Here is a 12,798-nt window from a genome sequence, read left to right as displayed (position 1 = left end):
GGAGTCGAGCGCATGAAGGTCACACCGAGCCTGTTGCTCGCCGCGGCGGCGTCACTGGTCGTCACCGGCCTCGTCACCGCCGTGCCCACCCCCGCGTCCGCGGCGTCGCTCACCGAGGTCACCGGCTTCGGCAACAACCCCGGCGGGATGCGGATGCACGTCTACGCGCCGGATTCCCGCCCGGCCAACCCCGGCATCGTCGTGGCCATGCACGGCTGCGGTGGTTCGGGACCCGGCTTCTACTCGGGCAGCGAGTTCGCCTCGCAGGCCGACCGCCACGGGTTCGTCGTCATCTACCCGAGCGCCCAGCAGGAGGCCGGGTTCGGCAAGTGCTTCGACACCTGGTCGGACGCCGCCAAGCGGCGCGGCGGCGGCAGCGACCCGGTCTCGATCATCTCGATGGTGAACTACGTCCAGCAGCGCTACGGCGGCGACCCGAACCGGGTCTACGCCACCGGTTCGTCGTCCGGCGGCATGATGACCAACCACATGCTCGCGCTGTACCCGGACGTGTTCAAGGCCGGGGCCGCGTTCATGGGCGTGCCCTACAACTGCTTCGCCAACGCCGCGGACTTCCCGCCCGGCAACTCGCGGTGCACCGGGAGCGGTGGCGCGAACCGGACGCCGCAGCAGTGGGGCGACGCGGTCCGGCAGGCGTACCCCGGCTACACCGGCGCCCGGCCGCGCGTGCAGCTGTGGCACGGCACCAACGACACGCTCGTGCCGTACTCGCTGCTGGAGGAGTCCGTCGAGCAGTGGACCAACGTCTTCGGCCTGAGCCAGACCCCGACGTCCACCGACACCCCGCAGGCCAACTGGAACCGCCGCCGCTACGCCGACAAGGTCGAGGCGTACAGCATCCAGGGCGCCGGGCACAGCCTGCCCTCCGCCGGCATGGCCGCCCGCGCCGTCGCGTTCTTCGGCCTGGACAACCCGGGTGACCCGACCTCCACCACGACGACGACCACGACCACCACGACGACGACCACCACCACGACCACCACGACCACCACGCAGCCACCCGGCGCCTGCCGCGTCACCAGCACCGTGAACGCCTGGAACACCGGCCTGACCGCGACCGTCACCATCACCAACACCGGCGCCACCGCGATCAACGGCTGGTCCCTGGCCTTCACCCTGCCCAACGGCCAGACCATCACCTCCGGCTGGAGCGCCACCTACTCGCCCACCTCGGGGCAGGTCACCGCGCGCAACGTCGCCTACAACGCCTCGATCCCGCCGAACGCCTCCATCGGCATCGGCTTCCAGGCCGGACACAACGGCAACACCGCCAAACCCGCGTCGTTCACCCTCAACGGGATGTCCTGCGCCACCGCCTGACGGGCCGGGGCGGCCCGGGGTTCCCGGGCCGCCTCACCCGGTGCCCCGTGCCTCCCGCGACGCCTCGGTGAACCGCCAGCTGCGGACCTCAACCAGGGCCCGGCCGTCCGCTCCGACGAAGGTGAAGTACACGTCGTGCACACCCGAGACGCCGTCGAGGTCGGCACCGACCTCGGTCCAGACCCCGATCGGTCCGCCGACCGGGATGGTGGCGACGACGGGCCCCGCGCGGTCGTCCAGGCGGACCTGGATGCCCGCGTCCGCCACGAGCGGCTTGACCCGCGCCGACACCCCGCCGGCGCCGGCGCCGAAGTCGACCGACGACAGCGACGTCCAGTCGCCGTCGTCCACGTCGTGCAGGACCAGCGCGGGCACCTCGTCCGGCGCGCTGATCCGCCTCGTGGCCAGCCCCTGCTGCCAGGCGATGGTCACCGCCTCGATCTCCCGGTAGGGGTCGAGGTGGCGGATCTGCGCGACGCCGTCGAAAGTGCCGGGGACCTCCCGCACGGTGCCGTCGGCGTTGAACTCCAGCTCGGCGATGTGCGGGCTGCGGAACCCCTGCGTCGTGCCGCCGGTGATGCGGCTGTTCAGGGTTTGCGCGTGGTAGGTGAGGTAGTGCCGGCCGTTCAGCTCGAAGACCGACTGGTGGTTGTTGCCACCGGCGCCGAAGTGGACGCCGGGGTTCCGGAAGACGACCCCCGCGTACTCGTCGGGCGTCCACGGGCCCATCGGGTCGTCGGCCACGAGGTAGGCGATGGCGCCGAGCGGCGGGCCGTCCGGGTCGACCGGTCCGCCGAAGCCGAAGTTGGACGAGTAGGAGTAGTAGTACCTGCCCGCGCGCTTGAAGAGGTGGCCGGACTCGAACGCCAGGGGCGCGTCGATGACCTCGGCGGCGCCCTCGGTGCTGATCATGTCGTCGCCGAGCCTGATGACGCGGGTCGACCTCGGGGGGTTGGTGTTCTCCGCGGAGCGGGAGCCGTCGTCGCCACCACCGCCGAAGTACAGGTAGCCCCGGCCGTCGTCGTCGACGAACACACCCGGGTCGAACAGCCAGTTGCGGCCGTCCGAGGCGCCGGGGGTCTCGGCGGTGATGAGCAGGCTGCCGCGCTCGTCGCGCCAGGGACCCAGCGGCGAGTCGCCGACCAGGACGCCGGTCGCGGCGCCGTTGTCGGCGAAGTACAGGAAGAACCGCTCCCGGCCGGCCACGACGCGGCTCGCGACGGCGGGCGCCCACGACTGCGACGCGTACTTCGCGATGCCGTCGGGCCCGGCCACCGGGATCTCGCCGTGGTCGGTCCAGTTGGCCAGGTCGTCGGACGAGATGACGGTGATCGTGCTGATCCCGGCGTAGGTGTTGGTGGGCGAGGTCCCGTCGGGTCCCGGGGCGTACCCCTGGGTGTCGTTGGTCAGGTAGAGGTAGACCCGGCCGTCGTGCACGAAGGCGTCGCCGTCGGCGCCGAACCTGTGGGAGATGAGCGGGTTGCCCTCGCCGGGGTACTTGCCCAGCACCTCGATGGTGGTGGTCGGGGTGGGCCGTTCCGGCGTGACGTCATCCACGGTGAAATCCATGTTCCGATCAGTGTTGGCGATCGCCCGACCGGGTGTCAAGGAGGAGCGAAATTGTTTCGCCACGCTAAAAATCACGCGCGAAAATTTAGCCCGGGAATGCGTTGACCGTCGAAAAAGGGCGTGGCTACATTGACTCGCTGGTCAGGGTCGATCAGCTTCGATCATCGACTCATGACCGGTCGGACCGGCCTGGTGCGGGTGCCGCGCAGATGGGACGGCAGTGGCGAACAGGACAGCGGGGTTGCCCGCGATGGCCGACGTCGCCCGGCTCGCCGGGGTCTCGCACCAAACGGTGTCGCGGGTGCTCAACGGGCACCCCTACGTCCACGAGCGGACGCGCCTGCGGGTCCGGGCCGCGATCGAGGAACTGGGCTACCGCCCGAACCGGGTCGCCCGCGCGCTGGTGACGGGCCGCTCGCAGCTGATCGGGGTGGTGGCCCAGAACGCGACCCTGTGCGGGCCTGCCTCGCTGCTCGCGGCGTTCGAGCAGGTGGCGTCGGCGGCCGGGTTCGTGGTGACCACGCACCGGGTGAACGGGCTGGACCGCGAGTCGATCACCAGGGCGCTGGAGCGGCACCGCGACCAGCGGGTGGCGGGCGTCGTGGTGATCGCGCCGACGACGTCCGCGCACGACGCGCTCGACGCGGCTCCCCCCGGGGTGCCGCTGGTCACCGTGGACGGCGACCCGGAGCGGTCCACGCCGCTGGTCACCGTCGACCAGGAGGCGGGCGCCGTCGCGGCGACCCGCCACCTGCTGGAGGCCGGTCACCCCACGGTGTGGCACGTGTCCGGCCCGCCGGGCTGGTTCGACAGCGCGGGCCGGATCACGGGGTGGCGGTCGGTGCTGGAGGCGGCGGACCTGGAGGTGCCGCCGCTGGTGCCCGCGGACTGGAGCGCCGCGTCCGGGTACCGGGCGGGGCAGGTGCTGGCCCGGATGCCGGAGGTCACCGCGATCTTCGCGGCCAACGACCACCTGGCCCTGGGCATCCTGCGGGCGATGAGCGAACGCGGCCGCAACATCCCGCGCGACGTCAGCGTGGTCGGCTTCGACGACGTGCCCGAGGCGGCCTACTTCATCCCGCCCCTGACCACCATCCGCCCCGACTTCGACGCGGTCGCCCGGGACGCCCTGGAACTGCTGGTGGCGCAGTGGGACGGGAACGCGCTCGACGACGTCCGGCGCACCTCCGGTCCGGAGCTCGTGTCGCGGGACAGCGTCGCGCCGCCGTCGACCTGAGGTGCCGCCCGCCGGGGTCCGGGTCGGAATCGAAAGTTGTGCGAGTCGTGCCCGACCTCTGTGGCGCGGCACGGGCTAAAACCGGCGTTAATTTTTTAGCTCCGCCGAATTGTTGACCACGTCATCGCGGCGCGATTACGTTGGACCGGAGTCGAACCGAAATTCGCCGGTGATCTCTGGGAGCGCTCCCAGGCATAGGTTTCCTGCCGCTCCGCCGTCGCGTGCGGGACCGTCGAGGCGAACGTCACCGCTCTGTTCCAGAACACGCAACCGGTCCTGCGGGAGGACGAACGATGAAGTGGAAGAACCAGGCGGCAGCAGCGTGCCTCCTCTCGGGTGCCCTCGTGGCCGGTGCCGCGCTCCTGGCGGTCGGCGGCGCGACCGCCCAGGCCGCCGACTCGGCGTTCTACGTCGACCCCTCCGGCTCCAGCGCGAGGTGGGTCGCCGCCAACCCCGGTGACTCCCGGGCCGCGGTCATCCGCGACCGGATCGCCTCGGTCCCGCAGGCGCGCTGGTACACCACCACGAACACCTCGTCGGTGCGCTCGGAGATCAACTCCTTCGTCGGCGCGGCGGCCTCGGCCGGGAAGATCCCGATCCTGGTGGTCTACAACATCCCCAACCGCGACTGCGGCGGCGCCAGCGGCGGCGGCGCGCCCTCGCACTCGGCGTACCGGGCGTGGGTGGACGAGGTCGCGGCGGGCCTGGCCGGCCGCCCCGCGTCGATCATCCTCGAACCCGACGTGCTGCCGATCATGAGCAACTGCCAGAACTCGAGCCAGCAGGCCGAGACCAGGGCGTCCATGGCCTACGCGGGCAAGAAGCTGAAGTCCGGTTCGTCCCAGGCCAAGGTGTACTACGACATCGGCAACTCCGCCTGGCTGAGCCCGTCGGAGGCCGCCAACAGGCTGCGCGCGGCCGACATCTCCAACAGCGCCGACGGCATCGCCTCGAACGTGTCCAACTACCGCCGCACGTCCGACGAGGTCGCCTACGTCAAGAACATCCTCAACGCCATCGGCGACAGCAGGCTGAAGGCCGTGGTGGACACCAGCCGCAACGGCAACGGGCCGCTGGGCGAGGAGTGGTGCGACCCCGCCGGCCGCGCGATCGGCACGCCCAGCACGACGAACACGGGTGACGCCGCGATCGCCGCGTTCCTGTGGGTCAAGCTGCCCGGCGAGGCGGACGGCTGCATCGCCCAGGCGGGTCAGTTCGTGCCGCAGCGCGCGTACGAGCTGGCGATGGCGGCGGGTCCGATCACCACGACCACGACCACGACGACCACGACCACCAGCACGGGCAACAACCCCGGTGGCGGCTGCACGGCGACGCACCGCGTGGTCAGCCAGTGGACGGGCGGGTACACCGGCGAGGTCGTGATCGGGAACCGGGGGGCGGCCCTGAACGGCTGGACCCTCACCTTCTCGGCGCCGGGCGTGTCCGTCACGCAGGGCTGGAACGGGACCTGGACCGACTCGGGGGACGCGGTCCGCGTCACCAACACGTCCTGGAACGGCTCGCTCCCGTCCGGTGGCACGGTGACCGTCGGGTACAACGCGAACTACAGCGGGTCGGCGCCGCCGTTCACCTCGCCCGCGTTGAACGGCACCGCGTGCTCCTGATCCCGTGACCAGTCCTGGAGCAGTTCCCGTGCGGCCGGTTCCGACACCGATGTCAGGAGACGTCTCGATGCCAGCACCAGCAGGGCGTGCGCGCCGCGTCCTCGCCGCGACGGCCGCCGCCGCCGTCGTGGGCACGCTCGCCGTCGGCATGGCGGTCGCCGCACCGTCCACGACGGACGCCGCGCCGACCCTCGGGCAGCTCGCCGCCGCCAAGGGCCGCTACTTCGGCTCGGCGACGGACAACCCCACGTTGACCAACGCCCCCTACACCGCGGTGCTGGGCGGCGAGTTCAACCAGATCACCGTCGGCAACACCCAGAAGTGGATGTACACCGAGCCCAGCCGCGGGCAGTTCGACTACACCCAGGCGGACCGGATCGTCGACTTCGCCCAGGCGCACAACCAGGTCGTGCGCGGCCACACCCTGGTGTGGCACAACCAGCTCCCCGGTTGGATCGACACCGTGCCGGCCGGTGAGCTGCTCGGTGTGGTGCGCAACCACATCGCCAACGTGGCCGGCCACTACCGGGGCGACGTCGTGCACTGGGACGTGGTCAACGAGGCGTTCGAGGAGGACGGCACCCGACGCCAGTCGGTGTTCCAGCAGAAGATCGGTGACGGCTACATCGCCGAGGCGTTCAAGGCCGCCCGCGCCGCCGACCCGAACGCCGAGCTCTACTACAACGACTACAACATCGAGGGCATCGGCGCCAAGAGCGACGCCGTCTACAACCTGGTCAGGTCATTCAAGCAGCAGGGCATCCCCATCGACGGCGTGGGCCTCCAGGCCCACCTCGTCCTCGGTCAGGTGCCGAGCACCTTGCGGCAGAACATCCAGCGCTTCGCCGACCTGGGCGTGGACGTGGCGATCACCGAACTCGACATCCGGATGCGCACGCCCCGCGACGCGACCAAGGACGCCCAGCAGGCCGCCGACTACCGCGCCGTCACCAACGCCTGCCTCGCCGTGACCCGGTGCGTGGGCATCACGGTGTGGGACTTCTCCGACGGCTACTCCTGGATCCCCTCGGTATTCCCGGGCGAGGGCGCGGCCCTGATCTACGACGAGAACTTCGGCAAGAAGCCCGCCTACTGGGCGGTCTACGAAGCCCTCGGCGGCACCACAACAACCACCACAACCACAACCACCACAACGACCACGACCGGCGGGAACGGCACCGGCTGCACCGCCACCTACCGGGTGACCGGCCAGTGGCACGGCGGCTACCAGGCCGAGGTCACCGTCCGCAACACCGCCACCAGCGCCACCACCGGCTGGGCGGTCAGGTGGACCCTGGCCCAGGGCCAGACCGTGGGCAGCCTGTGGAACGGCGTGGCCACCACCAGCGGCCGGGACGTGACCGTGCGCAACGCCGACTACAACGGCAGGATCGCCGTCGGCGGCACCGCCTCGTTCGGCTTCACCGGCACCTCCACCGGCGCCAACCCCGTTCCCACCATCACCTGCGCCACGACCTGACCGCGGCCGCGGCAGGGGCTCGAAGGCCCGGCGCACCCGGCGACCGGTCATGGGCGCGACCCATGACCGGTCGCCGGTGCGTCAGTACGGGTTCCCGGGCACGTTGAGGCGCACCTGGTGGAGGCCGAACGAACCGGGGACGCCGGAGGTGAGGTACAGCGTCCGGCCGTCCGGACCCCCGAACGCCGCGTTGGTGGTGTTGCGGCCCGCGGAGACGGTGCCCAGCCGCGTCCCGGACGGGGAGAAGACGTGCACCAGGCCGTCCTCGTAGGACGCCCAGTACAGGTTGCCCGCGCAGTCGACGGTGGCGCCGTCGGGCGTCCGGATGCTCGCGAACGTCGTGCGGTTGCCGGTGGAGCCGTCGGGGGCGACGGCGTACTTCACGATCGAGTTGCTGCCGCCCACGTAGAGCGTCCTGCCGTCGGGCGACAGCACGACGCCGTTGGGCTGCGACAGCGTGTCGTCGACGAGGGTGACCACGCCGTCGCGGACGCGGAAGACGCTGGTCCGGCCGCCCTGCTCGTCGGCGCGGTTGCCGCGCTGGAAGCTGGGGTCGGTGAAGTAGGTGGTGCCGTCCTGGCCGGTGGTCAGGTCGTTGGGGGAGTTGAACGCGCGGCCGAGGTGGTTGGCCGCCACGGTGGTGCGGCTGCGGTCGGTCAGGCTGTAGGAGGAGACGGCGCGGTTGTCGTGGGTGGCGGCGAGCAGCCGCGTGCCGTCGGGGGTGACGGCCAGGCCGTTGCTGCCGGAGTCGGCGATGAACGTCTCGAACGTGGCCGGCGGGGTGAACCGGAGCACCTCGGACGGCTGCACGCCCTGGGGGCCGGTCGGGTTCCGCATGTTCGACAGCAGCAGGGTGCCCGTTCGCCGGTCCCACGTGGGGCCTTCGAGGAAGTTGAACCCCCCTCGGACGAGCTGGGACGTCACCGCGCGGGTCGGCAACGGCGGGCCGTAGGTCGCTCCCGGGGTGCACGGCGAGGCCGGTGCCGTGTGGGCGAGCGCGCCGGGTACCGGGGGTGCCGCGGCGCCCGCGACGGCGATCGCCACCGCCGTGAGCGTCCGCGCCCGGTGGCGGCTCGGTGTCGTGCGGCGAGTCATGGGGAACTCCTTCGTGATCGGCGGAGCCGCGGGGTGGGGCGGCCGCCCCACCCCGCGGCCGGGTCATCGGCCGAGTTCGACCTTGAGGATGCTCTCGTTGCTGTTGTTGGCGATGCTGTCCTTGTCGCCGCGGGTGCTGGTGGTCAGCCACAGGCCACCGTCGGCGGACGGCTCCACGGTGCGCAGCCGCCCGTAGGTGCCGTTGAGGTGCTGCTGGACGTTGGTCAGGCTCTCGCCGCTGATGTCGGCCCGGTACAGCCTGGCGCCGCGCAGGCAGGCGAGGTAGAGCGCGTCGCGGACCACGGCGATACCGCTGCACGAGCCCTCGGCGACGGGGTAGGTGCGCTTGGGCGCGATGAACCCGGCTTCGCCGCAGCTGCCCGTGGTGCCCTCGCACCGGGGCCAGCCGTAGTTGCCGCCGCGGACGATCAGGTTCGTCTCGTCCATGACCGAGTTGCCGAACTCCTGCTCCCACAACTGCCCCCGGGAGTCGAAGGCCAGGCCCTGCGGGTTGCGGTGGCCGTAGCTCCAGACCGGGGTGCCGAAGGGGTTGTCCGACGGGACGCCGCCGTCGCGGTTGATGCGCAGCACCTTGCCGGCGAGGTTGTCGAGGTCCTGGGCCCACTCGCCGTTCTGGCCGTCGCCGGTGGCGACGTAGAGCTTGCCGTCCGGGCCGAACCGCAGCCGGCCGCCGTTGTGGTACTTGTTGCGCGGGATGCCGGTGAGCAGCACCTGCGGCGTGCCCGCGAGCGCGCCACCGGTGTAGCGGATGCGCACCACGCGGTTGTCGGTCGAGCTGGTGTGCATGACGTACACCCACGGGTCGGCGGTGAAGTCGGCGGCCACGGCGATGCCCAGGACCCCGCCCTCGCCGTCCGTCCCGGCCGCGTTCGGCACGCGCCCGACGACGGTCTTCGCGCCGGTGGCGGGGTTGAGGCGGACCAGTTCGAAGGTGTCGCGGCGACCGAAGAGCACCTGTCCGTCGGGCAGGGTGGTCAGGCCCCAGGGCAGGTCTGTCTCGGTGGTCACCCTGGTCACCGAGCACAGCGCCGTGGCGCAGGCGCCGCCGGTCGTGACCGCGACCGCCGAGCTGGGGGAGGAGCGGTTCGCCTGGGCGTCGCGCGCCCGCACCCGGTACTCGTAGCGGGTGTTCGCGGCCAGGCCGCTGTCGGTGAACGACGTGGTGGCCGCGCCGCTGGTCGAGCCGACCTGGACGCCGTCGCGCAGCACCTCGTAGCCGGTGACGCCGATGTTGTCGGTCGACGGCGACCAGCGGACGGCGACCGAGGTGCCCGACGCGGTCGCCGCCACGCCGGTGGGCGTGCTGGGCGGTGTGGTGTCGGCCTGGCACTGCGGCACGGTGATGGTCACCGTGGCACTGGCCTGGGAGACGTTGCCCGCGGCGTCGCGGGCGTTGACGTACAGGCCCCAGGTGGCCCCCGGCACGACGGTCAGGTCCGCCGACAGCGCCGTGCCCGGCACCGAGGTCATCAGCTGGCCGTCGTGGTAGAGGTCGTAGAACGCCACGCCCACGTCGTCGGTCGAGGCCGACCAGGACAGCGTCACCCCGGTGCACGTCAGGTTCGAGGTCCGGGGGTTCCCGGGCGGGCTCGGCGGCGTGGTGTCCGCGCCGAGCCGGACCAACCGCCACTGCTGGCCGGTGCCGCCCGTGTCGGGCAGCTGGACGACCCGCGCCCCGTCGGCGGTGGAGGAGTCGAGCACGTCGACGGCCTTGCCGCTGGCCCGGTTGAGCAGCCGGACGTGGCCGCCGTCGGAGTCGGCCAGGCGGAACTGCTGGCCGGTGCGGTTGGCGTCGGTGTTCTGCACCAGGCCGGTCCGGTCGGCGGTGGAGGTGAAGTCCAGCACCTTGCCGCTGTGCCGGGACCTCAGCCGGTAGTAACCGCCGCCGGAGTCCACGAACTGCCACTGCTGCCACGCGCCGTCGTTGCGCGTGTACTGGGCGATCCGGGCGCCTTCCGCGGTGCTGCGCCCGTACACGTCCAGCACCTTGCCGCTGTTGCGGTTGACCAGCACGTACGAGGCGCCGGTGTCCACCGTGGCCGCCGACGCGACGGGGAGCGGGAGAACGGCGCCGAGGACCGACAGCGCCACCACCAACACCGCTCGGAGTCGCGCGCGGGGGGCGGGGTTCTTCCTGGTCGCGAGGGGATCTCGCATGGTCTTCCTCTCACGGGAGGCAAGGCAATCGCCTTGTTATCGCTAACAAATGAGGCGGCGCAATGCCGCGTCGACGGCGGTCGACGTGCACCGAAGGGGCTGAGCGGAAGTGTGCTTAAACGCGCTGGACGACGGTCCCGAAAGGGGTCGGACCGGGTCTCAAGTGGAGCGGGGACGACCCGGATTTCTTTCGCGCACGTGGTTCCACGTCTCGCCTCCTTGCGAGCAGGGTGCGTTGCGGTCGCCGCCCAGCGCCGGGTCGGCCCGACTGGGAGCGCTCCCAGGGGCACCGTAGCGCGAGGCGTTCGTCGTCGACAAGACCACCGGGTGGTTACCCCGGTACTCGTTAGCGCTAACACGGAAGACCGGGGCGATGCTCGGCGGACCCGGACGGGCGGGACCACCCGGAGCGTCAGCCGCGGAGGAAGTCGACGACGGCCGCCCGGAACGCGGGGTTGCCGACCGCCGTGCCGTGGTCGCCGGCCACCACGTGCAGCCGGGCGCCGGCGATGGCGTCGGCGAGGACGTGGGGCCGCCGGGCCAGCGGGTCGTCGTCGCCGGAGATCACCAGCGTCGGGGCGGTGATGGCCGCGAGGTCGACACCGCCCTGGTGCGCGGCGCGGGCCTGCGCGGCGAGGGAGGGGAAGTCGGCTCCCACCGCCGCGGCGAACGCGAGCATCCCGGCGACCTCGGGTGGCGGGGGACCGGCGTCGCGGGCCAGGAGGGCGTCGGCCAGGACGTCGTTGGGCAGCACGCGGGTGTCGACGCCGCCGACCTCGACCACCCCGGCGCCGACCCCGCCGACGACCAGCCTGCGCACCGCGGGCTCCTCGGCCGCCGTGAGCAGGGCGACCACGGCGCCCATCGAGTAGCCGACGAGGTCGACGGCCGCGACGCCGAGGGCGGCGACGACCGCCCGCAGGTCACGGGCCATCCGCGGCTCACCGTACCGCGCGAGGTCCGGCGACTTCCCGGACATCCCGTGCCCGCGCGCGTCGATCCCCACGACCCGGCGGCCGGCCGCGGTGAGCGCCGCCACCGTGCCGCGGTCGGCCCACTCGACCAGGGTGTGGGCCGAGAAGCCGTGCTGGAGCACCACCGGCACGGGGTCCGGGTCCACCCCGGTGTCCGGTTCCCAGTGGTGGTGGGCGACCTCGGTGCCGTCGTCCACCACGAGGACGGAGGTCCGCGGCGCGGGTCCGGCCCCGGCCGCGGCGGGCGAATCCGCCATGGGCTGCCTCCGGGGAAGTCCGCCGCGGTGCCGGTCGGGTGGTCGGCGTCGACCACCGTACGTCGTCTCATCGCCCCGTCGCCACGCGGTCGGTCGGGTCGCCGGTGGCGGAGCCGCGGGTGGTCGGGAGCCGTCAGGTGGCGCCCGACCACCGGGACGTACCGATCAGCCGGGCCGCACCACCCCGGCGCGCCCGCGCGTGCGGTACTCCGACGGCGACATGCCGAACGAGTTCCGGAACGTGCGCTGGAAGTGGCTGGACTCGTGGTAGCCGACGCGCCGGCAGACCTCGCTCACCGGCAGGTCCGTCGCGGCCAGCAGCGAGCGCGCCTCGGACATGCGCAGCGCCGTCAGGTAGTCGATGAACCTCCGCCCGGTCTCCTTGCGGAAGGTGCGGGAGAAGTGGAAGCGGCTCAGGTGCACCGAGCGCGCCACCAGGTCCAGCGACAGGTTGTTGTCGGAGAAGTTCGCGCACAGGAACGCGACCGCGCGGCTGACGCTCGGCGACAGGTCCGGCGCCTCGTCGTGCGTGGCCTCCCGCTGGGCGGGCACGGGCCGCGACCGGGCGGCGAACCAGGTGAGCGCCTCCACGAACGGCGCGATCTGGAGGTCCAGGTCGCCGTCGACCTGCTGCGGGATCATCACCGTCTCCAGCGCGCCCATCACCACCCTGAGGTGGTCCAGCGCCCTGGTGCCGTACGGGTTGCCGGTCGAGACCAGGCCGACGGGCTTGGCGCGGACGTCGGCCACCTCCAGCGCGTCGAGGGCCACCTTGAGCGCGCCGGAGAAGGAGTTGTGGCGCACCGAGGTGAGCAGCACCAGCGAATCGGCCTGCCGCGCGGCGACGCGCAACTGCTTCGTGCTGTCCACCGCGGCGTTCCAGCGCACGACCGCGCCACCCGAAGCGGTGAGCGCGCGGTGGACGCGGTCGGTGACCGGGTCGTCGACGTCGCTGATGATCAGTACCTGGATGTGACGCAGGGTTGTCACGGTCAAGGTTCAGCCCCCAAGGCGGTTGATCGCCCGTCCAGTACAACCGCCC

The 12,798-nt window shown here is 72.0% G+C and carries 9 protein-coding genes; 4 read left to right on the top strand and 5 right to left on the bottom strand.

Going from position 1 to position 12,798, the window contains the following annotated elements:
* The first annotated feature begins 12 nt into the window (after window positions 1-12).
* Window positions 13-1,341 carry an extracellular catalytic domain type 1 short-chain-length polyhydroxyalkanoate depolymerase gene (locus ACFP3R_RS12690; RefSeq protein ID WP_380635779.1) on the top strand — a complete coding sequence of 443 codons (1,329 nt, stop codon included), beginning with the start codon at window positions 13-15 and terminating at the stop codon, window positions 1,339-1,341.
* Between the two features lie 33 nt (window positions 1,342-1,374).
* On the opposite strand, the gene ACFP3R_RS12685 is transcribed toward ACFP3R_RS12690, so the two are convergent.
* Complete coding sequence (locus ACFP3R_RS12685; protein ID WP_380635778.1) at window positions 1,375-2,898, bottom strand: glycoside hydrolase family 43 protein; 1,524 nt, start codon at window positions 2,896-2,898, stop codon at window positions 1,375-1,377.
* A gap of 262 nt (window positions 2,899-3,160) precedes the next feature.
* Here ACFP3R_RS12685 and ACFP3R_RS12680 point away from each other — a divergent pair, with 262 nt between their 5' ends.
* The 3 genes from ACFP3R_RS12680 (at window position 3,161) to ACFP3R_RS12670 (ending at window position 7,252) form a co-directional block, all read left to right on the top strand.
* On the top strand, window positions 3,161-4,147 hold the full coding sequence (locus ACFP3R_RS12680) for a LacI family DNA-binding transcriptional regulator (RefSeq protein WP_380635777.1): 987 nt from the start codon (window positions 3,161-3,163) through the stop codon (window positions 4,145-4,147).
* A 293-nt stretch (window positions 4,148-4,440) separates the two neighbouring features.
* Window positions 4,441-5,772 carry a glycoside hydrolase family 6 protein gene (locus ACFP3R_RS12675; RefSeq protein ID WP_380635775.1) on the top strand — a complete coding sequence of 444 codons (1,332 nt, stop codon included), beginning with the start codon at window positions 4,441-4,443 and terminating at the stop codon, window positions 5,770-5,772.
* Between the two features lie 67 nt (window positions 5,773-5,839).
* The gene (locus tag ACFP3R_RS12670) at window positions 5,840-7,252 is read left to right on the top strand and encodes a glycoside hydrolase family 10 protein (protein ID WP_380635774.1); all 1,413 of its coding nucleotides are present in this window, start codon (window positions 5,840-5,842) and stop codon (window positions 7,250-7,252) included.
* Window positions 7,253-7,333: 81 nt separating this feature from the next.
* Here the strand turns inward: ACFP3R_RS12670 and ACFP3R_RS12665 are convergent, their stop codons facing one another.
* From ACFP3R_RS12665 to ACFP3R_RS12650, 4 genes are all read right to left on the bottom strand, one after another.
* Window positions 7,334-8,347, bottom strand: a complete 1,014-nt coding sequence (locus tag ACFP3R_RS12665) for an SMP-30/gluconolactonase/LRE family protein (RefSeq protein WP_380635773.1) — start codon at window positions 8,345-8,347, stop codon at window positions 7,334-7,336.
* Between the two features lie 63 nt (window positions 8,348-8,410).
* Window positions 8,411-10,525, bottom strand: coding sequence for a PQQ-dependent sugar dehydrogenase (locus tag ACFP3R_RS12660; protein WP_380635772.1), 2,115 nt, complete (start codon window positions 10,523-10,525; stop codon window positions 8,411-8,413).
* Between the two features lie 412 nt (window positions 10,526-10,937).
* A complete protein-coding gene (locus ACFP3R_RS12655; RefSeq protein ID WP_380635770.1) occupies window positions 10,938-11,756 on the bottom strand; it encodes an alpha/beta fold hydrolase in 819 nt (272 codons plus the stop codon).
* A 165-nt stretch (window positions 11,757-11,921) separates the two neighbouring features.
* Window positions 11,922-12,746: a helix-turn-helix domain-containing protein gene (locus ACFP3R_RS12650; protein WP_380635768.1), complete on the bottom strand. Its 825-nt coding sequence runs from the start codon at window positions 12,744-12,746 to the stop codon at window positions 11,922-11,924.
* Window positions 12,747-12,798: the final 52 nt, after the last annotated feature.

Source organism: Saccharothrix lopnurensis (genome assembly GCF_042658445.1).
GTDB lineage: Bacteria > Actinomycetota > Actinomycetes > Mycobacteriales > Pseudonocardiaceae > Actinosynnema > Actinosynnema lopnurensis.
This window is presented reverse-complemented; position numbering and strand designations above follow the sequence as displayed.

Coding starts and splice junctions, on each gene's coding strand:
- ACFP3R_RS12660 (WP_380635772.1), bottom strand. CDS start 10,525: ATGCGAGATCCCCTCGCGACCAGGAAGAACCCCGCCCCCCGCGCGCGA.
- ACFP3R_RS12675 (WP_380635775.1), top strand. CDS start 4,441: ATGAAGTGGAAGAACCAGGCGGCAGCAGCGTGCCTCCTCTCGGGTGCC.
- ACFP3R_RS12655 (WP_380635770.1), bottom strand. CDS start 11,756: ATGGCGGATTCGCCCGCCGCGGCCGGGGCCGGACCCGCGCCGCGGACC.
- ACFP3R_RS12680 (WP_380635777.1), top strand. CDS start 3,161: ATGGCCGACGTCGCCCGGCTCGCCGGGGTCTCGCACCAAACGGTGTCG.
- ACFP3R_RS12670 (WP_380635774.1), top strand. CDS start 5,840: ATGCCAGCACCAGCAGGGCGTGCGCGCCGCGTCCTCGCCGCGACGGCC.
- ACFP3R_RS12690 (WP_380635779.1), top strand. CDS start 13: ATGAAGGTCACACCGAGCCTGTTGCTCGCCGCGGCGGCGTCACTGGTC.
- ACFP3R_RS12665 (WP_380635773.1), bottom strand. CDS start 8,347: ATGACTCGCCGCACGACACCGAGCCGCCACCGGGCGCGGACGCTCACG.